Source organism: Fictibacillus arsenicus, assembly GCF_001999465.1.
GTDB classification, from domain to species: domain Bacteria; phylum Bacillota; class Bacilli; order Bacillales; family Fictibacillaceae; genus Fictibacillus; species Fictibacillus arsenicus.
Genome location: NZ_MQMF01000001.1, coordinates 244,702 through 269,026, shown reverse-complemented (window position 1 = coordinate 269,026; position 24,325 = coordinate 244,702). Strand labels below are relative to the sequence as shown.

Genomic DNA, 24,325 nt, shown 5'->3' with positions numbered 1-24,325 from the left:
CATGGCGGCAGAGCTAGAATTTGAAAGACCGATACACGAACTCGAAAAGAAAATAGCAGAATTGAAGTCTTTTATGGAAGAAAAAGATATTGATCTTACAGATGAAATTCAAAGACTTGAGGAAAAGCTTTCTAGATTGGAAAACAGCACATATTCTGAGATGAAACCATGGGATCGTGTTCAAATTGCCAGACATGCTGAACGCCCAACTACCCTTGATTATATAAGCTATTTATTCACAGACTTCATTGAACTTCATGGAGACCGTCTATTTGGTGATGATGAAGCAATCGTTGGAGGAGTAGCTTTTTATAAAAACCTTCCAGTAACTGTGATCGGGCACCAAAGAGGGAAAGATACAAAGGAAAATCTGCGCAGAAACTTTGGTATGCCTCATCCAGAAGGTTATCGCAAAGCTTTAAGATTAATGAAACAGGCTGAAAAGTTTAATAGACCGATCATTTGTTTTATCGATACAAAGGGTGCATACCCTGGTAAAGCGGCAGAAGAAAGAGGACAGAGTGAAGCAATCGCCCGTAATCTAGTAGAAATGGCAGGATTAACAGTTCCTGTTATTTGTATTGTGATCGGTGAAGGCGGAAGCGGCGGTGCATTAGCTCTTGGTGTAGGTAACTATGTTCACATGCTTGAGAACTCTACGTATTCTGTTATCTCACCAGAAGGTGCAGCTGCAATTCTCTGGAAAGATGCCTCACTAGCAAAAAAAGCAGCTGAATCTATGAGAATAACTGCTCCAGACTTAAAAGAACTAGGAATTATTGATGAAATCATAGAAGAAGTAAAAGGCGGGGCTCATAAAGATCCAAAACGCCAAGCAGAAGAAATTGACAGTGTTTTAGAGTCTTCATTAAACAACTTACTTTCAATGTCTCAAGATGAACTAATTGAGCAGCGTTATGAAAAATATAAAAAAATCGGACAATTTGGGTTTGTAAACGATTCCATTGTTGTTAAATAAGGAATGTGCTCTTCCGCTTTAGGAAGGGCACATTTTTTTGCCTATTGTTGTCTATTGTGTTCAACATTTGAACATGATATTTTAATAAGACGAGAGAACTAGAGAGGTGAAAGGTTTCATGAAACGGATAGGAGTTTTAACAAGCGGCGGCGATTCTCCGGGCATGAATGCCGCGATTCGCGCGGTTGTCCGAAAAGGCATATTTCATGATTTAGAAGTTTATGGGATATACAATGGTTATGCAGGACTGATTTCAGGGAATATAAAAAAACTAGAGCTTGGCTCTGTTGGTGATATTATTCATAGAGGCGGAACAATGCTTCATTCTGCCCGCTGCCTGGAGTTTAAAACACCAGAAGGACAGCAAAAAGGAATTGAACAGTTGAAAAAATACGGAATTGAAGGTTTAGTTGTTATCGGTGGTGACGGCTCATTCCAAGGAGCTAAGAAACTATCTGAACAAGGATATCCTACGATTGGGGTTCCTGGAACAATTGATAATGATATTCCTGGAACTGATTTCACAATTGGTTTTGATACAGCACTTAATACAATTATTGATGCCATTGATAAAATCCGTGACACTGCCACATCACATGAACGCACGTATATTATTGAGGTAATGGGACGCGATGCAGGTGATCTTGCACTTTGGGCAGGACTTGCTGATGGAGCTGAGACAATTCTTATACCAGAAGAAGAACATAAGATGGAACAAGTTGTACAGAAGCTGCAAAGAGGGCACGAACGCGGCAAAAAGCACAGTATTATTATCGTAGCTGAAGGGTGCGGAAGCGGTGTCGATGTTGCAAAAGAGATTGAGACACTAACAGGCTTTGAAACGAGAGTAACCGTTCTGGGTCACATTCAGCGCGGGGGATCACCGACTGCTTTCGACCGTGTATTAGCCAGCCGTCTCGGAGCTCAAGCTGTAGAACTGCTTTTGCAAGGCAAAGCTGGACGAACTGTAGGTATTGAAAATAATAAGCTTGTGGATTATGACATTACAGAGGTTTTATCTAGAAAGCATTCGATAGATAAAGATATGTACAGATTATCACAGGAACTATCCATATAAATAACCCGCAGAATAGCATCGTATAGCTGATGTGTATCTTCAGTCTGTACGATGCCTTCTTGCGAAAAAGAAAATCAGGAGGCCATTTACATGATGCGTAAAACAAAAATCGTTTGTACTATAGGTCCAGCAAGCGAAAGCATTGATAAACTAAAAGATTTAATGAATGCCGGAATGAATGTTTCCCGTCTGAATTTTTCCCATGGTGATTTTGATGAGCATGGACAAAGAATCCAAAATATTCGTGAAGCCTCAAAAGAACTTGGCAAAACGGTTGCTATTCTTTTAGACACAAAAGGTCCAGAAATTCGTACACAAACACTTGAAGGCGGAGTTGCAGAGCTAGTAGCTGGAAATGAACTTATCATATCCATGGAAGAAGTAATCGGAAATGATAAAAAGATTTCAGTAACTTATCCTGGTCTTGTTGAAGATGTTGAAGTAGGATCAAGAATCTTGCTTGACGATGGACTTATTGAGCTTGAAGTTATGGAGATTGGAAGCAAAGAACTGACAACGAAAATTTTAAACTCTGGAACTTTAAAGAACAAAAAAGGTGTTAACGTTCCTAATGTCAGCGTGAAGCTGCCTGGAATCACAGACAAAGATGCAAAGGATATTGAGTTTGGAATTCAGCAAGGTGTTGACTTCATTGCTGCATCTTTTGTACGCCGTGCAACAGATGTTCTTGAGATCCGTGAAATTTTAGACAGACATCAAGCTAATCATATTCAAATCATCCCAAAGATTGAGAACCAAGAAGGTGTCGAAAACATCGACGAAATTCTTGCTGTTTCTGATGGTTTGATGGTAGCACGTGGAGATTTAGGTGTTGAGATTCCAGCTGAAGAAGTACCGCTTGTTCAAAAAATGCTCATTAAAAAGTGTAATGAACTTGGAAAGCCGGTTATTACTGCGACGCAAATGCTTGATTCTATGCAGCGCAACCCGCGCCCGACACGTGCAGAAGCAAGTGACGTAGCCAACGCTATTTTTGACGGCACAGATGCAATCATGTTATCTGGTGAAACTGCAGCTGGTACATATCCAGTTGAAGCAGTATTAACGATGCATAAGATTGCAAGCCGTGCTGAAAGTTCATTAAATTATAAGAACCTTCTATCTTCTAAGAGCAAAGAAAGTAAAACAACGATCACAGATGCGATCTCACAATCTGTTTCATTTACTGCTTTGAATTTGGAAGCTGATGCTGTTATTACAGCTACAGAAAAAGGTCAAACTGCACGCATGATATCAAAATACCGTCCCAAAGCACCAATCATCGCTGTAACAAGCAATGAAGATGTTTGCCGCAAGCTTGCATTAGTGTGGGGTGTTACACCGGTTTTAGGTGAAAAAGCAGCAACGACAGATGAAATGTTCCAGGTTGCGATTGATTCTGCACTTAAAGCAGACGCTGTTAAACATGGCAGCTTAGTTGTTATTACTGCAGGAGTACCTGTTGGTGAATCAGGTTCAACTAACTTGATGAAGGTTCATATCATCGGAGATGTACTAGCTAAGGCACAAGGAATTGGTCAGTCATCAGCGTCAGGTAAAGTAGTAGTAGCGAAAACAGCAAAAGAGGCTATGGAAAAAATGACAGAAGGCGCAATACTTGTTACGGTTGGAACAGACCGTGATATGATTTCTGCATTTGAAAAAGCCGCTGCTGTTATAACAGAAGAAGGCGGTCTTACAAGCCATGCTGCTGTTTGCGGAGTATCTATGAGCATACCTGTAATTGTTGGGCTTCAAAATGCGACAGACATTTTTACGGATGGTCAGGAAATTACAATCGACGCGTCTGTTGGATATATTTATGACGGCAGAAAGAATGTTATCTAAGAAGTAAGCTTTTGTAAGGGTTGAATTCCGCTCCAGGATGCTCGCTTTCCGCGGGGTGTGCGGTGAGCCTCCTAGCGCTCTGCGCTGTTAGGAGTCTCACCTGTCCCACTAATCCCGCAGGAGTCTCGCACCTTGCGCTCCAATCAACTTGCTAAAGAAGTGTAAGAAAAAAATCATTAAAGCAACAATTTTTAGAAAAAAGCTAATATAAAGAGAGAAGGGACGAAACCTTCTCTTTTTTCATACGTAAAAATGTAAAAGATAGACAAGAAGTAGAGTAAGAGCAAGTAGATACGCTTCTTTGTATGTCGTATGAAAGCGGTGATTACTGTATGTTTAGAATTTTATTGCTTATTTTTATTCTTGTGCCAGCCATTGAAGTTGGACTTTTCATTTTTGCAGGACAGTATATTGGAATTCCAGCTACTATTGCGATTATCTTTTTAACAGGAATAATAGGAGCTTTCCTAGCAAAAAGGGAAGGTACCGAGACGATCAACAAAATTAAAATGCAGTTAGGAAGCGGACAGATGCCAGGTGATGCAGTTCTGGATGGAGCTTGTATTTTAGTCGGTGGTGCATTGCTTTTAACACCTGGATTTCTTACTGACTTTGCTGGATTCTCTCTGCTGTTTCCCCCGGTACGAAAAGTAGTGAAGATTTGGCTTAAAGCTAAACTGTATAATAAAATAAAATCAGGCCAGTTTTATATTATAAGGCGACCATAGATTTTCTTTACTTAAAAAGAACGCTGCAGAATGCAGACGTTCTTTTTTATATGATAATTTTACTTATTACTTAATGGTTAATGAGGTCTCTTGTCGAAAATTCGATAAATTTTTGTATGTGTGGAAATATTGAATAATGAGTTTAAATGGATACAGATATTAGCTTACTCGAGGGAATTTTGCTTAGGACTCCGTAAGCCTAAACGCGCCGACTCAACAAAAATGTTCAATAACAACAATCTTTTAGTAAAGAGCCCGTATTTACTTTATTGGTTTCATAATAAATTGATAGATTTCATGAAAGAATTTTGCTTCATATAATGCACGGATCACAACAAGGAAGACAGGACCTATGATCAAACCGACGAATCCAAACAGTTGAAATCCTGCAAAGAGTGCAGCTAAAGTAGCCAGTGGATCTAATCCTATCGTTTGTGCAAGCAGCTTAGGCTCCATGATCTGCCTTTGTATAACAACTACTCCATAAAGAATAGATAATCCAATCGTAAGTGTGTAGTTGCCAGTTAAGAAACAATATGCGATCCATGGGAGAAACACAGCTCCTGTTCCTAAATAAGGAAGAAGATCGATCGCACCTATCAAAACAGAGATCGTAACGGCATAATCAATTCTCAAAATAAGAAGGCCGATTAAAACGATGGAGGCGGTTATTGATATCAAAGTAAGCTGTGCTTTCAAAAAACCAAATAGAGCTTTTCTAAGCTCGAAATATACTGTTTTAACAGTGAACGTAAGTTTTTCTGGAAAGATGTCGGTTAAAAAACCAGTTAATCGATACCAGTCTTTACTTATAAAAAATGCTGCCAGCAGGGAAAAAATAAATACAGTAAGAAATGTAGGCAAACTTACAATCATTAATGACACACTATTAATAATGGCTTGTGTAATTCCAGTTGCGTTTGTAGTGATGCCCGTTCCTATTTTTTCGATGTTATCCATCACGGTTTCCTTCTGATTGGTTCCCAATTTACTGTATATTGAAAGTAAATCATGATAGAGGGGAAGTACCTGGGTTTTAAAGTAGTTCTCAAAATAAAAGACAAGCTCCTGAATATAAGATGGCAGTTCATGAGCAATATAAGCAAATCCAGTCATCATCTCCTGGATAAGCAAGGTGAGGATTAAGACTAGGAATCCGAGAAGAGCTATAATAGCGATTATAACAGCGAGTGCCCTGTTCATTTTAAAACGATATGATAAAAACCCTACAAAAGGATTTATAATAAGTGCAATTAAGGTACCTGCAATAAATGGATAAAGAATGGCTGAAACATAATATCCTGTAAAAATAAGAGCAGCAGCAATTATAATAATATAACTGAAGCGGATTATCCGCTGTACCATATCGGCCTGCAAGGTTAATCACCTTCTTTCATGTGACTTGAAAATGGCTGTTTTCATTAAAATTGTAGCTATTAGAAGATGTTGATTTCCGCTCCAGGATACTCGCTTTCCGCTGGGCGTGCGGTGAGCCAACAGTCTTTTAGAAATGAAATAGAAAGGAATTTATAATGGAATCTTTACTTTTTTTAATGGGTCTATTAATTATTGGGGTGGCTGCAAAAAACCAATCTCTAATAATCGCGATCGTCTTTTTATTAGTGTTAAAATTTACAGGTTTAGGTGAAAAGTGGTTTTCGGTTATACAACAAAAAGGTATTAATTGGGGTGTTACTATTATTACGATAGCAGTTCTTATTCCTATTGCAACAGGTGATATCGGTTTTAAACAACTGCAGGAATCACTTAGCTCTTTCTATGCATGGATTGCACTGTTATCAGGCATTTTCGTTGCAGTTATCGCAAGCAGGGGACTAGTACTGCTTCAAAATGATCCGCATATTACCGCTGCTCTAGTGTTTGGCACAATACTCGCAGTGGCACTATTTAAAGGAGTTGCTGTAGGTCCGTTGATTGGTGCAGGAATCGCATATCTTGCCATGAAAATGGTCGAAATGTTTACTGCATAATCACCTTAATAGGCATGAATTAAGCGTTATCCGTTCACAAAAATCAGATTTTTGTTTATAATTGATGTGTATGTCCCATTTCCTTTAAATAGTCTTTCATTTTCTTCTCTCTTTTTTTGAGAAGAAAAATGTAAGCTCTTTCTATTTTTAAAAAAATGAAACAATTAAAGGAGAAGAGAGAATAACAGAAAAAAAGGAGAGATAGCCATGACAGCTACAAGAGGATTAGAAGGAATTGTTGCAACAACATCTTCTGTCAGCTCTATCATTGACGATGTTTTAACCTATAGAGGGTATAGCATTGATGACTTAGCTGATTATGCAACTTTTGAGGAAGTTGTATACTTGCTTTGGAATGGTAAACTGCCTAACCAATCTGAACTAGATGAGTTTAAATCAGAGCTTTCAGAAGCGAGTGAGCTTCCTGCCGAATTGTTGGAACAAATGAAATCGCTTCCTTTAAAGAACGCACATCCAATGACAGTTTTGCGTACAATCGTGTCTACACTTGCGATGTATGATAAGGATGCAGAGGATATGTCAACGGAAGGAAACTACAAAAAAGCCATCCGTCTACAGGCACAAATGTCTTCACTAGTAACGGCATTTGCACGTATTAGAGATGGAAAAGATCCTTTATCTCCTAAAAAAGATTTAAGCTATGCTGCTAATTTCTTATATATGCTAACAGGCAAAGAACCTGATGAAATTTCTGAAACTGCTTTTAATAAAGCACTGGTACTGCATGCAGACCATGAATTAAATGCATCCACATTCACTGCACGTGTATGTGTTGCGACACTATCCGATATCTACTCAGGAATCACAGCTGCGATTGGTGCTCTTAAAGGGCCGCTTCATGGCGGAGCAAACGAACAGGTTATGAAGATGCTTTCTGAGATTGGTGAAGAAGCTAACGTTGAATCATACTTGGATAAAGCGATTGAAAACAAACAAAAGATCATGGGCTTTGGACACCGTGTATACAAAAATGGAGATCCTCGTGCGAAACATTTGCGTGAGATGTCTAAGCAGTTAACTTCAATTACTGGTGAAGAAAAATGGTATACGATGAGCGTAAAGATTGATGAAACGTTGAAGCAAAAGAAAGGCTTGCTTCCAAACGTAGATTTCTACTCTGCTAGCGTTTATCACAGCCTGGGTGTTGATCATGACTTATTTACGCCAATCTTCGCTATCAGCCGTGTTTCCGGCTGGATCGCACACATCTTGGAGCAGTATGAGAATAACCGTCTGATCCGTCCGCGTGCTGAGTATATCGGACCTGATATGCAGCAATTTGTACCATTAGAGCAAAGATAAGCGAAAATAAAAACAATCATTTGAAAAAGAGAAGGAATTCTTCTTCTCTTTTCACTATGTTTTTTAGTAGACTAGTATGGTAAATGTATTTGCAGAAATAGGAGGAATTTAGAATGTCTAACGGAGAACGTATTACAGTTGACAACGGAGTGTTGAATGTACCAAACCAGCCAATTATCCCTTTCATTGAAGGTGACGGAACTGGACCAGATATCTGGGCTGCTGCTTCACGAGTATTAGAAGCTGCTGTTGAAAAAGCATATAACGGTGAGAAAAAAATTGTTTGGAAAGAAGTTCTTGCTGGCGAAAAGGCATTTAACCAAACGGGAGAATGGCTTCCATCAGAAACTTTAGATGTTATTCGCGATTACATAATTGCGATTAAAGGACCTTTAACTACACCAGTCGGCGGAGGAATCAGATCTCTAAACGTTGCACTAAGACAAGAATTAGATTTGTTCACTTGCTTGCGTCCTGTTCAGTATTTCAAAGGTGTACCTTCACCGGTAAAACGTCCTGAAGATACTAACATGGTTATCTTCCGTGAAAATACTGAAGATATCTATGCAGGTATCGAATATGCGAGCGGTTCTGACGAAGTGAAGAAGCTTATTCAATTCCTTCAAGATGAAATGGGTGCTAACAAAATCCGTTTCCCTGAAACATCAGGAATTGGTATTAAGCCTGTATCTTCAGAAGGTACACAGCGTCTAGTGCGTGCTGCGATCCAATATGCGATCAACGAAGGCCGTAAGAGTGTAACACTTGTTCACAAAGGGAACATCATGAAATACACTGAAGGAGCTTTCAAAAACTGGGGTTATGAGCTAGCAGAAGCTGAATTCGGAGACAAAGTATTCACTTGGGCTCAATATGACCGTATTGTTGAAGAGAGCGGAAAAGACGCTGCAAACAAAGCTCAAGCTGACGCTGAAGCTGCTGGAAAGATTATCGTTAAAGATTCTATCGCTGATATTTTCTTACAACAAATCTTAACTCGTCCAGCTGAATTTGATGTAGTTGCAACAATGAACTTGAACGGTGACTACATTTCTGATGCACTTGCTGCACAAGTTGGCGGAATCGGTATTGCTCCAGGAGCAAACATCAACTACGAGACAGGGCATGCTATTTTTGAAGCAACGCACGGTACTGCACCGAAGTATGCAGGACTTGATAAAGTAAACCCTTCATCTGTTATCCTTTCAGGTGTACTAATGTTAGAACACTTAGGCTGGGGAGAAGCAGCTAAACTAGTTCTTTCATCAATGGAAAATACAATTGCAAGTAAAGTAGTAACATATGACTTTGCACGTTTGATGGACGGTGCTACAGAAGTTAAATGTTCTGAGTTTGCAGACGAACTAATTAAAAATATGTAAGCAAGGGCCCCTTTCATTAGGGGCTTTGCTAAAATTAGTTTAGTAAACGTTTTCTATAATGTTTCTGGAGGGAAAGACATGGCAAACAAGCGTAAAAAGATTTCAGTTATAGGTGGAGGATTTACCGGAGCAACAACTGCTTTCATTTTAGGGCAAAAAGAAATCGGGGATGTTGTATTAGTTGATATTCCTCAAATGGAAAACCCTACAAAAGGGAAAGCGCTTGACATGATGGAAGCAAGTCCTGTCCAAGGTTTTGACGCTGCCATTACGGGTACTAGTGATTACGCTGATACGGCTGGTTCTGATGTTGTAGTAATCACTGCTGGTATTGCACGTAAACCTGGGATGAGCCGAGATGATCTTGTCAATACGAATGCAGGAATCATGAAGAGTGTTACAAAAGAAATCGTTAAACATTCTCCTGACTGTACGATCATCGTATTAACAAATCCAGTGGATGCCATGACTTATACAGTTTTAAAAGAGTCTGGATTCCCTAAACAACGTGTAATCGGTCAATCTGGAATTCTTGATACAGCTCGTTTCCGTACTTTTGTTGCTATGGAGTTAAACCTTTCTGTAAAAGATGTAACTGGTTTCGTTCTTGGCGGACATGGTGATGACATGGTTCCTTTAGTCCGTTACTCTTATGCTGGTGGAATTCCTTTAGAAAAATTAATTTCAAAAGAACGTTTGGATGCAATTGTGGAGCGCACACGTAAAGGCGGCGGTGAAATCGTTAACTTATTAGGTAACGGTTCTGCTTATTATGCACCAGCTGCTTCATTAGTTGAAATGGTAGAAGCTATTGTGAAGGATCAGCGCAGGGTACTTCCTTCGATTGCCTATTTAGAAGGTGAGTATGGCTACAATGGTATCTGTCTAGGTGTACCTACAATCTTAGGCGGCAATGGCTTAGAAGAAATCATTGAATTAGAGCTTACAGCTGAAGAAAAATCTGCACTTGATCAATCTGCAGAATCAGTAAAGGCTGTAATGAAAGTTCTGGCATAATGAAAAAGAAGATTCGGGAGCTTGTCCCGAATCTTTTCTCCTATTAGAAATGAAAGCGTTAACATTAAGGGGGAACTAAAGTGCTGATCGGAAAAAAGAGAAAGCTTGGCCGAAAAATTAATGAAATCCAGGCCGGCGAGAAACTCGAAATGCAAGAAACGATTGAAGATAAAGACCTTTTGCTGTATCTAGGATTAACAAACGATAACAACCCTCTTTTTATACAGCATGATTATGCGACACTTACACCATTCAAAAAGCCAGTAGTACCTCAAATTATGCTGATGGGGATGGTAACTTCATCAGTATCGAAATACCTGCCTGGTCCAGGAAGCTCGATTACACGTTCGAATTTTCATTTTGTAAAACCTGTATATCATTATTCAAAACTAACATTTTTATTTGAAATCACAGAGGTAGACCGGGACCATCATTTAGTCACGATGAAAGCAACTGCAAAAAATGAAGAGGGGACTGAAGTTTTGTACGCAGACCTTCAAGTTTGCCCCCCATATCCGCCAAAATCCATAACATCAAATACGATGGAAAACTTTTAACCCCCTTTCTGATGAAAGGGTGTTATTTTTTTGTGAAGGCTGTTTCGTAGTGCTTTGTTGCTAATTAAAGCGGTTGATTTCCGCTCCAGGTGCTCGCTTTCCGCGGAGATAAGGGAGTACTTGTGCTCCTGCGTCTACAAGAAAATTCTGACGAAGCAAACTTCCTCGTCGCATTCCTTGCAAGAAGGATACACAGGAAGCATGCACGCTCCAATCAACTATTCAGCGATGAAAATGCCTTATAAAACAACAAAGAGATTAAGAAAACAGAATAGTGAATGTAAAATATATGTAAAGAAAATATTAAGCGAGTATGAAAATTTAGCGATTTTTGTACACACTAACAAAAACATAGTATGATAAATTTGTAAAAGTCGCTATAAAGGTGGGAATTTGAATGAGCCAAAAGTTACTCGTTGTAGAAGATGAAATTTCAATTTCAACATTGTTGCAATTCAATCTAGAACAAGCAGGATTTCAAGTAGTAACAGCAATGGATGGCAAAAACGGACTAGAAAAAGCAGAAAGTGAAATTCCTGACCTGATCATATTAGATCTCATGCTCCCAGAAATGGATGGGCTGGAAGTATGCAAAGAGCTGCGCTCAAAAAAGTTAAACATTCCAATTCTTATGCTGACGGCTAAAGATGATGAATTTGATAAAGTGCTCGGTCTTGAATTAGGTGCTGATGATTATATGACAAAACCTTTCAGTCCAAGAGAAGTAGTTGCACGTGTAAAGGCGATTCTCAGAAGGACTGCAGCAGCGGGACATGACACAGAAAAACATAAAAGAGATGAAGTGGAACATCTTCAAATTGGAGAGGTAGATATTTACCCTGAAAATTATGAAGCTTACTTTAAAGAGAAAGCGCTGGAATTAACACCGAAAGAATTTGAATTGCTGGTGTACCTTGCGAGACATAAAGGGCGTGTTCTTTCTAGGGAGCAGCTTTTGTCGGCTGTCTGGAATTATGATTTTGTTGGAGATACGAGGATTGTTGATGTTCATATCAGCCATCTTCGGGAGAAAATAGAGACAAATACTAGAAAACCGATTTATATTAAAACGATTAGAGGACTGGGATATAAATTAGAGGAGCCTCAATAATGAACGAATTTAAAAACCGGGTACTCACGTTTTTTTTACTCGGTATTTTACTGGTTTTTATACTTCTGGCACTCATTATGGGCAATATTGTTCATCACAGTGTTAAGGAAAAAAGAATGCAGTTTTATGCGGGAGAGTTAGGGTTAATTGAACAAGTCTTGAATACAGAAGAAGAGCCTTCAACAATTAAAAATCTATTAAGATATGCCTCAAAGGATTTAAATGGAGAAATTTATGTTCTGGATTCCAACTGGAACGTTAAATATACTTCGGATGGAAATAGTCCTAGAAACATGTCGTCTTATTACCCTAAAAAGCAATCTTCTGATAATGAACTGGTTCAAAAAAATGAGAACGGAAAAATTTATTATACGCTTGAGCGAAAGCAAAAAGAAAATACGGGCTATATACAGTTAGCTATTCCAGAAGGAGCAGCAGAAGCAGCTGAAAGATCCATCTGGATTATGATGTCTATCGGTTTTCTAATATGTTTTGTCATTATCCTGTATGTATCAGTAAAGGTGATCCATAAAATTGTCCGCCCTGTTGATGAAGCAACACAAACTGCAAAAGAGCTCGCTAAAGGAAATTTTAAAGCTAGAACATACGAATATTACGGTGAAGATATTGGGGAACTAAACTATTCACTTAATGTCCTGGCACGTAATCTTGAAAAAATGACAAAGTCTCAGGAGTCTCAGCATGATAGGCTTATAACTTTGATTGAAAATATGGGCAGCGGATTGATTTTGATTGATTCGAATGGATACATTAACCTGGTGAATAAAGCATTCAAAGAATTATTTAAAGAGCATGCTGACTATTGGACAGGTCATTTGTTTTACGAAGTTTTCCCGCATGCAGAAATTAAAGATATCGTTAAAGAAACATATTTAACCGAAAAGAACGTAAAAAAGAATGTTGTTATCCCAATTCATATTGAGCGAAAACACTTTGATGTTTACAGTGCTCCCGTCTTGGATGTGAAGGGGAAGCTTAGAGGAATTGTACTCGTATTCCACGATATAACAGAATTGAAGAAACTGGAACAGGTCAGAAAAGATTTTGTTGCAAACGTATCACATGAGCTGAAAACTCCGATCACCTCTTTAAAAGGTTTTGCCGAAACACTTTTAGATGGAGCAGGGGAGAATGAAGAATTCCGCAATAAATTTTTAACGATTATGCTAAATGAGAGTGACCGTCTTCAAGCTTTAATACAAGACTTGCTGGATCTTTCAAAAAGTGAGCAAGGATTCCATCTGGAAGTACAGAAAGTTAACTTCGAAGATTTGGTTAAAGAAACAATAGAGATATTGCTGCCAAAAGCTGAAAAGAAAAATATTAAACTTTCATTATCCGTTTCTGGTAACCCAATGCTGGACGGGGATGCACCGCGTCTGAAGCAAATTATCATTAATCTTGTGTCTAACAGTCTCACCTATACACCAGCAGATGGATCTGTATTTGTAAATGTGGAAGAAAAGAAAGACCATGTGAAGCTGATTGTTAAAGATACAGGAATAGGTATTAAAGAAAGTGAAATTCCCCGTATATTTGAACGGTTCTATCGGGTTGATAAAGCAAGAAGCAGGAATTCTGGCGGGACAGGTCTAGGGCTTGCTATCGTAAAGCATCTAGTAGAAGCGCACCACGGTACAATTAAAGTAGAAAGCAAGATCGGAGAAGGTTCTCAATTCATAATACGATTCCCCAAAAAGGCAGAGTTATAAGATTTACAATTCCTTTACACCGTTGTTTTCTTTAATTAATAGTTAAACCGTACTATAAAAGTATCCTTTTTCAGTACCCCCTTAGCGAGAGTCCTCCATGGATTCTCGCCTTTTTTTGTAGTTTGAAAAGCAGCCGGACCTCTTCGTAAACAGCCAATCCTTACATACCGTTCCTTCTTTTTTGTTTCTTTTAGCCGTCATGATACAATAGAAATTAGAGAAATGTCCTCAGGAGGTAACGGACTTGGGAAAAAATAAATTAGTTTTAGTAGATGGAAATAGTATTGCATATAGAGCTTTTTTTGCTTTGCCGCTGTTAAACAACGATAAAGGCGTTTATACGAATGCTGTTTATGGTTTTACGCAGATGCTTCTTAAGATTTTAGAAGATGAAAAGCCCTCGCATATGCTTGTGGCATTTGATGCGGGAAAAACGACTTTTCGGCATAAAACGTTCGGAGAATATAAAGGCGGCCGTCAAAAAACTCCGCCTGAACTTTCTGAGCAGTTCCCATTTATCAGACAGCTGCTGGATGCTTTTAAGATTAAAAGATATGAACTTGAAAACTATGAAGCTGATGATATCATCGGAACACTCGCTGCAAATGCCGCAGATGGCAACTGGGAAGTAAAAGTATTTACGGGGGATAAAGATTTGCTTCAGCTTGTAACACCTGATGTCGAAGTTGTTCTGACGAGAAAAGGTATAACTGAAGTAGAAGCTTATACAGTTGAACAAGTAAATGAACGTTATGGCATTACTCCAGATCAAATTATCGATATGAAAGGTCTTATGGGTGACCCTTCCGATAATATTCCTGGTGTTCCTGGAGTAGGAGAAAAAACGGCCATCAAACTCATCAAAGAATATGGCTCTGTAGAAAAAGTGCTGGAGTCGATTGATCAGATTTCAGGAGCGAAATTAAAAGAACGGTTAACCGAAAATAAAGATCAGGCATTAATGAGTAAAGAGCTTGCAACGATTACAAAAGAAGCACCAATCGGGCTTGGATTAGAAGATACGAATTACGAAGGGTATGAAAACAATTCTGTATTTCCGTTGTTTAAAGAGCTAGGGTTCCAGTCTCTCCTGGAACGATTAGGCGGAGATGAAGAAATTCTTCCAGAAATCGAAAAAGAAGAATTGAATTTTCAAACAGTGTCTTTTATTGACGCTGAAATATTGCAGAATCCATCCGCGTTGATTGTAGAAACGCTGACTGAGGATTACCATAAAGCAGACATTCAAGGTTATGCGATAAGCAATGAGAAAGGAACGTTTTATATTTCATCAAGTCTTGCTGAAGGCTCAAATGAATTTAAAGAATGGCTTGAAGATGACGAAAAAAAGAAGAGAATGTTTGATGCTAAAAGAGCTCATGTTGCTTTAAAAGGACAAGGAATTCATTTAAATGGCATCGAATTTGATATCCAGCTAGCTTCTTATCTTCTGAATCCATCGGAGTCATTAGACGAAGTAGCTGATGTGGCTAAGCAGTATGGAAAGCTGAACGTTGACTCAAATGAGAAGGTTTATGGAAAAGGGGCAAAGAAAAAACTGCCTGAAGAAGATATTCTAGCAGAACACCTTTGCCGAAAAGCACATGCTATCTTCACTTTAACTGATGTATTAGCAGATAAATTAAAAGAGAATGAACAAAGCAACTTATTCTATGATTTAGAGATGCCATTATCTTTAGTGCTTGCAAAAATGGAAGAGATCGGTGTGAAGGTAAAGGCAGATACTCTTAGAGAAATGGGTACTGACTTAGAAGCTCAGCTTTCTGCGCTTGAAAAAGATATCCATGAACTCGCAGGCGTTTCGTTTAATATTAATTCACCAAAACAGCTTGGTGAGATTCTTTTTGAAAAATTAAATCTGCCTGCAATTAAAAAAACAAAAACAGGTTATTCTACCTCTGTTGATGTTTTAGAAAAATTAGAAGGCAAACACGAGATTATCAATAAAATACTCATTTACCGCCAGTTAGGTAAACTAAGATCAACTTATATAGAAGGCTTGTTAAAGGTTGTTCATGAAGATACAGGAAGAATTCATACTCGATTTAATCAAGTGCTGGCACAGACAGGGCGACTTAGTTCGATTGATCCGAACCTGCAGAACATACCAATTCGTCTGGAAGCAGGGAGGAAAATCAGACATGCTTTTGTACCATCGCAGTCTGGGTGGAAAATATTAGCTGCGGATTACTCTCAGATCGAGCTTCGTGTACTAGCACATATATCTCAGGATGAAAACCTTATGGAGGCTTTCCAAAGCGAGATGGATGTTCACACCAAAACAGCTATGGATGTCTTTGATGTTAACAAGGACGAAGTGACATCTGAGATGCGAAGACATGCGAAAGCAGTTAACTTTGGTATCGTTTATGGAATCAGTGATTATGGATTATCTCAAAGCTTAGGAATAACTAGAAAAGAAGCTGGTGAATTTATTAAATCCTATCTGGAGAGCTTCCCAGGTGTACAACAATATATGAAGGATAGCATTGCTGAAGCTAAACAAAACGGATACGTTTCTACGTTGCTTCATCGACGCCGATATCTGCCTGAGATCAACAGCAGAAATTTCAATTTGCGAAGTTTTGCTGAGCGGACTGCAATGAATACTCCTATTCAAGGCACAGCCGCCGATATTATAAAGAAAGCAATGGTTGATATGGACAAACGTCTCATTGACGAAAAACTTGAAGCAAAAATGCTGTTAACTGTTCATGATGAATTGATCTTTGAAGCTCCAGAACAAGAGATTGAAAAGCTGAAGAAAATTGTCTGTGATGTTATGGAACAGGCTGTTCAACTTGATGTACCTCTTAAAGTCGATGTAAGCTGGGGCGACTCGTGGTATGAAGCGAAATAAATAAAAAAGCAGCATCCCCGGTTTCTTTTGGGGTGCTGTTTTTCATAGTAAAGTGTGGTGAAACTTTTGCCGGAATTACCTGAAGTTGAAAATGTGAAAAATACACTTAATCAATTTTTACCTGGGAAAGTCATTAAGGAAGTGGAAATTTATTGGGATAATATCATCAAGCACCCAGAAACAGAAGAATTCGTTTTAAGGCTTAAAGGTCAGAGTTTTGAAGAAGTGTACAGAAGAGGGAAGTTTCTAATTTTTCATCTGAATGAGGATTCTCTTGTTTCTCATCTGAGGATGGAAGGCAAATATGGGCTGTTCAAAAAGGAAGAACCTGCTGATAAGCATACACATGTTATCTTTTCTTTTACAGATGGAACGGAGCTCAGGTATAGAGATGTCCGGAAATTCGGCACAATGCATCTATATCCTAAAGGTACAGAAGAAAATCATCTTCCTCTAAGCTCATTAGGTGTCGAGCCGCTATCAGATTCTCTTACCGCCGGACTTATGAAAAAATTATTTTCCAAGACAAAACGCAGCATTAAAGCAGTGCTCCTTGATCAGACATTCATCGCAGGTCTCGGAAACATCTATGTGGATGAAGTATTATTTCAAGCGAAAATACATCCTGAAACACCAGCTAATGAATTATCTATACACAAGTTAAAAAAATTAAAGAATGCCATTACTGATATTTTAGCTGAAGCGGTAAAACATGGCGGAAGTACGATCCGTTCCTATACGAATTCGATGGGTGAAGCTGGGGGCTTTCAGCTAAAATTGTTCGTGTATGGAAGAAAGAGTGAGCCTTGCCGTATATGCGGAAAAGAAATCGAGCGCATGGTTGTAGCAGGAAGAGGCACTCACATTTGTAAGAACTGTCAAAAATAAACCAATTTTATACTCCTTTCATATACTGCTTTTACCGTTAACTGAAAGGAGTACAGGGACATGGTGGCTTACTCATTTGTATTACTGGCACTGGCCGTCAGCCTGGACAGTTTTGGAGCCGGATTAACGTATGGAATGAAATCCATTAAAATTCCTTTTCGCTCCATATTAATCATTGCAATTTGTTCAGCTGTTACCTTTTTATTTTCAATGTTCCTCGGATTTACTTTAGAACAGTTTATTACTCAAAAAACAGGTGAAGTGTTAGGTGGCTTAATTCTTCTTGGAATCGGCATCTACTCTCTATGGCAGGTTTTTTTACCAGAGAAAGAAATCGTTGAAAAAGAACCAAAAAATTTAGTGCTATTCGAAATAAAATCATTAGGAATCGTTATTCATATTCTAAAAAAACCAGTCATGGCTGATATTGATAAATCTGGTTCCATTACTGGCTGGGAAGCAGTTCTGCTGGGAATAGCTTTGTCGCTCGATGCTTTCGGAGCAGGAATAGGAGCTGCCTTAATTGATCTTTCGCCTCTTTTGACCACAGCGTCAATTGCAGTAATGAGTGCTCTGTTTTTATGGGGCGGTATGGCATTGGGTTTATATTTTTTTAATAAAACGAATTGGATGAAACGATTATCAATATTGCCAGGTATTTTACTGATTGTAATGGGTTTATTAAGGATGTAACAGGAGGAATACCATTGATTATTGGATTAACAGGCGGAATCGCAACCGGGAAATCTACAGCCAGTCTTATCTTAAGTGAACAAGGAATACCTGTCATTGACGCTGATATTATTGCAAAGGATGCAGTAATGCCTGGAAAAGATGCTTACGAAAAAATAGTCGCGTTTTTTGGAGATGAAGTTCTTCTATCTGACAAGAACTTAGACAGAGCAAGATTAGGAGAAATTATTTTTAATAACTCTGAAAAACGGCAAAAGCTAAATGAAATCGTGCATCCTGCTGTGCGGTCAGAAATGAAAAAACAAGCTGAACTGTATTTGAGCGGAGGTAATCCTTTGGTGATCATGGATATCCCTTTATTATTTGAGAGTAAACTTAATCACATGGTAGATGAAACATGGTTAATCTATACTCATCCAGACTTACAGCTTAGGCGTTTAATGGAGCGGGATGGATATTCTGAAGAACAAGCATTATCAAGAATTAAATCTCAGATGCCGATTGATGAGAAAAAAGAATTAGCAGATGTTGTGATTGAGAATAATGATACGAAAGCAGAATTAAAACAAAAATTACTTAATATACTACATGACGTAACAAAAACAGACTCTATTAATTAGGTCTGTTTTTTATTTTATGCCCCTTTTTTGCCTAATTTCAATAAAAGTATGTTCTTTTTGAGGTTCATTATGATATACTAATTGCAGATAGAAACCTTAAAGAGTATAACACATTGGAAGGAGCAGCTTCATGAAAGCAAAAATTGCAATTAATGGCTTGGGGAGAATCGGAAGAATGGTCTTCCGCAAAATGATGGAGAATGATGATTTCGAGGTTGTAGCTGTTAATGCCAGCTATCCAGCAGAAACACTTGCTCATATGGTTAAATACGATTCCATACATGGGACTTTTCCAGGAGATGTTGTAGCTGCAGAAGATGCCCTTTTTATTAATGGAAAAAAAGTAGTATTAGTAAATTCCCGTGACCCTCGTGAGTTGCCTTGGGGTAATCTCGGAATTGATATCGTAATTGAAGCAACAGGTAAATTTGTATCTCAGGAAACTGCAGGACTTCATATCGAAGCCGGTGCTAAAAAAGTAATCATTACAGCTCCAGGCAAGAATGAAGATATTACCATTGTTATGGGCGTAAATGACAGCGATTACATTTCATCAGAACATCACATCATTTCAAACGCTTCATGTACTACGAACTGCCTCGCACCTGTTATAAAAGTGCTTGACGATCAATTCGGTGTTCAATCCGGTATGATGACAACGGTGCATGCCTATACAAATGATCAAAAAAATATTGATAATCCGCACAAGGACCTTAGACGTGCCCGTGCCTGCGGAACATCCATTATTCCGACTTCAACAGGTGCAGCTAAAGCTATTGCTAAAGTTCTTCCGCATCTTGAAGGTAAACTAAATGGAATGGCACTTAGAGTTCCAACACCAAATGTTTCTTTAGTTGATGTTGTAGTAGAATTGAAAACTCCTGTATCAAAAGACCAAGTGAATCATGCATTCCAGTCTGCGGCGGAGGGATCAATGAAAGGCGTATTAGAATATAGTGATCTGCCTTTAGTTTCAATTGATTATAACGGAAATGAAAACTCTTCTATCGTTGATGGTCTATCAACTATGGTGATGGATGGAAATAAAGTTAAGGTATTAGCTTGGTATGATAATGAGTGGGGCTATTCTTGCCGAGTGGTTGATTTGGCAAAACATGTAGCAGTTGCACTTAACAGCAAAGTACCTGTAGAGAAAAACGCTTCTGTTTCATAAAGGTAAATGAAGGATAATAATAACAAGCCGGGAAATTTCCCGGCTTCTTTACGTTTAGTACGGATATGCTTTTTTGTTGAAAAAAACTATTAAAAAAATTTACCCGGAATTATTGCAAATCAATTTTAAAAGAAGTATACTATGTTTCGTGAACTTCAAATAAAGCAAATTAAGGCATTGAATGCTACTTAAAGGGTTAGGACCTCTCTGGACTAACTTGCCCCCGTGGTAGATGTTCGATACCGCATGCTTGAAGGCATGATTATTTTTAAAAGGGGGACTATGCTAATGGATACAATGGGAAGACACGTAATTGCTGAGTTATGGGGTTGTGATTCTGAAAAATTAAATGACATGAAGTTTATTGAAGAGACATTCGTAGACGCTGCATTGAAAGCAGGTGCAGAAATTCGTGAGGTTGCTTTTCATAAATTTGCTCCGCACGGTGTAAGTGGAGTAGTCATTATTTCTGAATCTCATCTAACTATTCACAGTTTTCCTGAGCATGGTTATGCAAGTATTGATGTTTATACGTGTGGAGATCGAATTGATCCTAACGTAGCTGCTGATTACATTTCAGAAGCATTAGGCGCTAAAAAACGTGAAAATCTGGAAGTTCCACGCGGAATGGGTCCGATTGCCGTTGCCAAATCAAAAGTTACTGCTCAATAATTAAAAACAGAATGTAAGCGAGGTGTGAAATTTCACACCTCTTTTTATTTTTTATAAAATAGGGAATAATACGTTACAAATTATGTTGTTTTGGAGGTTTGTTATGTTTAGAAAGCTTCAAAATCTAATGGAAAATCACGCGGAAACGAGTGAACAGCATGTAGACGAAAGACTTCGAACCCATTACTTTAAAGCTAACAAGTCTGAAATGATGAATGTTATAAAACAAATTTTAGATGAAGACACGAACTTTACAGAGCTTGGGTTTTCTGAGGAGAGGGGAGAAGCGACATTTGAAGTGAGACAGCCAAAAAATGCTTTTGTTGTAGTCAGTGTAGTGACAGTAAGACACAACCATACTGCAGTAGATTTAAATGTTTCAACAGAGTCTGCTCTGCCTTTTAATTTTGGAAACAATCAGCGTCTAATAACGAGCATATATGAAATTTTAAAACAGCGACTCCCATTTTTGGGGACCTCTATGGCTGAAAATTTATAGGAATAGCTTGTCACAAACCTCCCTTTTCTTTAAGATAGATATAGAATAGAAAATTTTTTGGGGATGATTACAATGAGGTGTCCTTCTTGCCAGCATAATGGAACAAAAGTGCTTGATTCCAGACCTGTACATAGCGGCCGGTCTATTCGCAGAAGACGGGAATGTGAAGATTGCAGCTATAGATTTACTACATTTGAAACGGTAGAACAAACACCGCTTATCATTGTTAAAAAGGGCGGAGAAAGAGAAGAATTCAGCCGCGAAAAGATTCTTAGAGGGCTTATTAAAGCTTGTGAAAAGAGACCTGTCCCCCTAGAAACGCTTGAGAATATAGTGGATAATATTGAAAAAGAACTGCGCAACAGCGGAGCGTCTGAGATTTCCAGTACTGCAGTTGGCGAACAGGTAATGGAACATCTTTCAAAAACTGATGAAGTAGCCTATGTAAGATTCGCCTCTGTTTATCGCCAATTTAAAGATATTAATGTTTTTATACAAGAATTAAAAGAACTGATTAACAAAGATGAGCGTTAAAGCTTCAGTTGAACAGCTATAACGCTCTTTTATCGTAATAGTGCAACTTTGGCTGACGGATAAACAAAACGTCAGCCACCTTTCTTTCACAGAAAGAGAATTTTATGTATATAAAGGGTGAAAACGATGACGGTACATTTTCAGGAAGTAGTGCCCGTTGATACTTATTCCGTCCAGAGCAAAAGCTTATTGAATGAAGTTGATCAAAACGTACTGACTTTGCTCTATCAGCCATTAATAGGCGCATTTGCGCACAGTTTGTATTTAACTTTGTGGTGCGAAGCTAAAATGAACCATAAATCAAAAAAGCATCAGCACCTCATGAACCTAACGCAATTTTCTTTAAAAGATATTTTATCAGGAAGAAAAAAACTCGAAGCGATCGGATTGTTAAAAACGCTGAAAAAAGATGGTGAGAGCTCCAGGGAATATATATATGAACTGCAGTTGCCGCTTTCTCCAAAAGCTTTTTTCACAGATGGGTTCCTTAGCATCTATTTATTCAACCGTCTTGGACAAACAAAATTTAATGAGATAAGAGAATCATTTTTAATTCCACAAACAGATTCATCCGGTTTCCATGACGTTACTGCTTCGTTTAGTGATGTTTTTACTTCTTTGCATCCTTCTGAAATGACATCAAAAAGTTATTCGGAAATTAATGAAAATGTTGTTTCCGAAAATGTATCCTTTTTAGAAAAAGGAGTGCAGGGTAAAGTTTCCTTAAATGAGACTGACTTTGATTTTGAAGCAATGGTTAATCAAATCTCGACTTTTGTAGTGCCTAAAGAAGTTTTAACACCAAAACTAAAAGAATCAATCTATAAGCTAGCTTATATCTATCAGCTTGAACCAATGGATATGAGCAGACAAATACAAAATGTATATTATTCTACGGGAGATATTAATGTTGAAAATCTGAGAAGAGAGATTCAAAAATGGTATCGTTTTGAACATGAAGAAGGTCTGCCTGTGTTAGCATTAAGAACACAGCCTGTTCACCTTAAAGCACTTCAAGGGATGGAACCAAAATCACAAGAAGAAGAGCTAATTAAATATTTTGAAGAAGTATCACCGTTTCGCTTATTAGAAGATTATAGCGGAACAACACCTTCTGAAGTTGATTTGAAGCTTGTTGCCTATTGTATGCTTGATCAAAACTTAACACCGGGTGTCACGAATGTTCTACTGGATTATGTTTTGTCTGGTAATGATATGAAACTCGCAAAGGGTCTCATAGAACGAATATCATCACATTGGGCGAGGAAAAAAGTACAGACGGTGCCAGAAGCAATGGCGCTTGCACGAGATGAAAAAAGAAAATCAAAAGAGTGGCAAGAAAAGAAGACATCGAAATCTAAGTTTTATAATGGAAATCAAAAGCCAAATGTGTCTGTTCCAGATTGGCTAAAGCCCGAAATAAATCCAGAAAAAGTAGATGAGAGCAGCTCTTCAAAAGAAGATGAAAATCGAAAATGGCTTGAAAGCTTGTTAAATAATTCGAAATAAGGGGGGATTAACGTGGAATCAATAAAGGAATCTGTTAAGCAAATGCCGGGATTTGAAAAATTTCAGGAAAAATACGAATTAATGAAACAACAAGTCCTTACAGATCCAAGAGTGATGCGTTTTTTAAGAGAAAACCCTGATATTTCAGATACCCATGCAGATAAATTGTTATCTAGTTTTTATACTTATAAAAATGAACAGCAGGCATGCAGCAATTGTCCTGGTTTAAATAGATGCCCTAACTTGATGCAAGGTTATAGATCTGAACTTACAAGAGTGAGACAAACTGTGGAATTACGATACAAACCTTGCGAACTGAAGATACATGATGAACATAAAAAGTCGATGGCCTTGCTTATAAAGAGTTATTTTATACCGAAAGAAATCCTGGGTGCTACATTCGACCGTCTTTATAAACATAGCATCGATGATACGAGACGAAACGCGATTTCTAAAGCATATGAGTTCGTACAGATGGCAGGGACCAGCCAGCCGGTAAAAGGCATCTACTTTTATGGAAAGTTTGGTGTAGGAAAAACCTATCTTCTTGGGGCAATCGCGAATGGACTTGCTGAAAAAGGTATTCATTCACTGATGGTTCATACACCGGAATTTTTAAGAGAGATGAAGCAATCTCTTTCTGATGGAAGTTTTGATACGAAGATGGAGCTCTTAAAAACAATTCCAGTACTGATGCTTGATGATATTGGCGCTGAGAACATGACGAACTGGGTTCGTGATGAGATTATTGGGGTGATCCTTCAGTATAGAATGATGGAGAAGCTTCCAACTCTTTATACATCAAATTGTGATTATGACATGCTGCAGCAGCATTTATCATACTCACAAAAAGGCGGCCTTGATGAAGTTAAAGCTCTAAGAATCATGGAACGTATTAAGCACTTAAGTTCTCCTGTTTTCATGGGCGGCAATAAAAATTTCAGAGAAGAATTCTAATAGACTTCTGTCCGTTGAGCGGGCAGAGGTCTTTTTTAAAGTCTGTTTTCGTAAACCATGTAGCTATGGTAGTTATTGATTTCCGCTCCAGGTGCTCGCTTTCCGCGGGGCGTGTGGTGAGCCTCCTAGCGCTTTGCGCCTTTAGGAGTCT

The 24,325-nt window shown here is 38.3% G+C and carries 22 protein-coding genes; 21 read left to right on the top strand and 1 reads right to left on the bottom strand.

Annotation, left to right across the window (positions count from 1 at the left end; genetic code table 11):
- Position 1: 1 nt before the first annotated feature.
- From accA to UN64_RS01300, 4 genes are all read left to right on the top strand, one after another.
- Complete coding sequence (accA, locus tag UN64_RS01315) at positions 2-979, top strand: acetyl-CoA carboxylase carboxyl transferase subunit alpha (protein ID WP_077359299.1); 978 nt, start codon at positions 2-4, stop codon at positions 977-979.
- A 118-nt stretch (positions 980-1,097) separates the two neighbouring features.
- Complete coding sequence (pfkA, locus tag UN64_RS01310; protein ID WP_077359298.1) at positions 1,098-2,057, top strand: 6-phosphofructokinase; 960 nt, start codon at positions 1,098-1,100, stop codon at positions 2,055-2,057.
- Positions 2,058-2,150: 93 nt separating this feature from the next.
- Positions 2,151-3,905 carry a pyruvate kinase gene (gene pyk, locus UN64_RS01305; protein WP_077361068.1) on the top strand — a complete coding sequence of 585 codons (1,755 nt, stop codon included), beginning with the start codon at positions 2,151-2,153 and terminating at the stop codon, positions 3,903-3,905.
- 332 nt (positions 3,906-4,237) lie between these two features.
- Positions 4,238-4,633: an FxsA family protein gene (locus UN64_RS01300; RefSeq protein ID WP_077359297.1), complete on the top strand. Its 396-nt coding sequence runs from the start codon at positions 4,238-4,240 to the stop codon at positions 4,631-4,633.
- Positions 4,634-4,894: 261 nt separating this feature from the next.
- Here UN64_RS01300 and ytvI read toward each other — a convergent pair whose 3' ends face one another.
- Complete coding sequence (ytvI, locus tag UN64_RS01295) at positions 4,895-6,010, bottom strand: sporulation integral membrane protein YtvI (RefSeq protein ID WP_245801935.1); 1,116 nt, start codon at positions 6,008-6,010, stop codon at positions 4,895-4,897.
- Between the two features lie 155 nt (positions 6,011-6,165).
- On the opposite strand from ytvI, the gene UN64_RS01290 reads away from it, so the two are divergent.
- The 17 genes from UN64_RS01290 to dnaI all read left to right on the top strand — a co-directional run bounded on the left by UN64_RS01290 (position 6,166) and on the right by dnaI (position 24,174).
- Complete coding sequence (locus UN64_RS01290) at positions 6,166-6,624, top strand: DUF441 domain-containing protein (RefSeq protein ID WP_077359296.1); 459 nt, start codon at positions 6,166-6,168, stop codon at positions 6,622-6,624.
- 207 nt (positions 6,625-6,831) lie between these two features.
- A complete protein-coding gene (gene citZ / locus UN64_RS01285) occupies positions 6,832-7,947 on the top strand; it encodes a citrate synthase (protein WP_077359295.1) in 1,116 nt (371 codons plus the stop codon).
- A 113-nt stretch (positions 7,948-8,060) separates the two neighbouring features.
- Positions 8,061-9,329, top strand: coding sequence for an NADP-dependent isocitrate dehydrogenase (gene icd, locus UN64_RS01280; RefSeq protein WP_077359294.1), 1,269 nt, complete (start codon positions 8,061-8,063; stop codon positions 9,327-9,329).
- Between the two features lie 78 nt (positions 9,330-9,407).
- Positions 9,408-10,346, top strand: a complete 939-nt coding sequence (gene mdh / locus UN64_RS01275) for a malate dehydrogenase (protein WP_077359293.1) — start codon at positions 9,408-9,410, stop codon at positions 10,344-10,346.
- 86 nt (positions 10,347-10,432) lie between these two features.
- A complete protein-coding gene (locus UN64_RS01270; RefSeq protein WP_077361064.1) occupies positions 10,433-10,903 on the top strand; it encodes a MaoC family dehydratase in 471 nt (156 codons plus the stop codon).
- A 397-nt stretch (positions 10,904-11,300) separates the two neighbouring features.
- Complete coding sequence (locus tag UN64_RS01265; protein ID WP_077359292.1) at positions 11,301-12,014, top strand: response regulator transcription factor; 714 nt, start codon at positions 11,301-11,303, stop codon at positions 12,012-12,014.
- Entirely contained in the window at positions 12,014-13,747 is a 1,734-nt protein-coding gene (pnpS, locus tag UN64_RS01260) for a two-component system histidine kinase PnpS (RefSeq protein WP_077359291.1), read from the top strand. Before UN64_RS01265 ends, pnpS begins: the two co-directional genes overlap by 1 nt.
- A 244-nt stretch (positions 13,748-13,991) precedes the next feature.
- Entirely contained in the window at positions 13,992-16,628 is a 2,637-nt protein-coding gene (gene polA, locus UN64_RS01255) for a DNA polymerase I (RefSeq protein ID WP_077359290.1), read from the top strand.
- Positions 16,629-16,694: 66 nt separating this feature from the next.
- Entirely contained in the window at positions 16,695-17,516 is an 822-nt protein-coding gene (gene mutM / locus UN64_RS01250) for a DNA-formamidopyrimidine glycosylase (RefSeq protein WP_077359289.1), read from the top strand.
- Positions 17,517-17,576: 60 nt separating this feature from the next.
- Positions 17,577-18,209: a sporulation membrane protein YtaF gene (ytaF, locus tag UN64_RS01245; RefSeq protein WP_077359288.1), complete on the top strand. Its 633-nt coding sequence runs from the start codon at positions 17,577-17,579 to the stop codon at positions 18,207-18,209.
- A gap of 14 nt (positions 18,210-18,223) precedes the next feature.
- On the top strand, positions 18,224-18,829 hold the full coding sequence (gene coaE, locus UN64_RS01240; protein ID WP_306460348.1) for a dephospho-CoA kinase: 606 nt from the start codon (positions 18,224-18,226) through the stop codon (positions 18,827-18,829).
- Positions 18,830-18,959: 130 nt separating this feature from the next.
- Positions 18,960-20,003 carry a glyceraldehyde-3-phosphate dehydrogenase gene (locus UN64_RS01235; protein ID WP_077359287.1) on the top strand — a complete coding sequence of 348 codons (1,044 nt, stop codon included), beginning with the start codon at positions 18,960-18,962 and terminating at the stop codon, positions 20,001-20,003.
- A 288-nt stretch (positions 20,004-20,291) separates the two neighbouring features.
- The gene (speD, locus tag UN64_RS01230; RefSeq protein WP_066291566.1) at positions 20,292-20,675 is read left to right on the top strand and encodes an adenosylmethionine decarboxylase; all 384 of its coding nucleotides are present in this window, start codon (positions 20,292-20,294) and stop codon (positions 20,673-20,675) included.
- Positions 20,676-20,778: 103 nt separating this feature from the next.
- Positions 20,779-21,174 (top strand): hypothetical protein, encoded by a 396-nt coding sequence (locus UN64_RS01225; protein WP_077359286.1) that lies wholly within the window; start codon positions 20,779-20,781, stop codon positions 21,172-21,174.
- Between the two features lie 72 nt (positions 21,175-21,246).
- On the top strand, positions 21,247-21,708 hold the full coding sequence (gene nrdR / locus UN64_RS01220; RefSeq protein WP_066291564.1) for a transcriptional regulator NrdR: 462 nt from the start codon (positions 21,247-21,249) through the stop codon (positions 21,706-21,708).
- A gap of 126 nt (positions 21,709-21,834) precedes the next feature.
- Positions 21,835-23,217, top strand: coding sequence for a replication initiation and membrane attachment family protein (locus UN64_RS01215; RefSeq protein WP_077359285.1), 1,383 nt, complete (start codon positions 21,835-21,837; stop codon positions 23,215-23,217).
- A 12-nt stretch (positions 23,218-23,229) separates the two neighbouring features.
- Positions 23,230-24,174: a primosomal protein DnaI gene (dnaI, locus tag UN64_RS01210; protein WP_077359284.1), complete on the top strand. Its 945-nt coding sequence runs from the start codon at positions 23,230-23,232 to the stop codon at positions 24,172-24,174.
- The last annotated feature ends 151 nt before the right edge of the window (positions 24,175-24,325 follow it).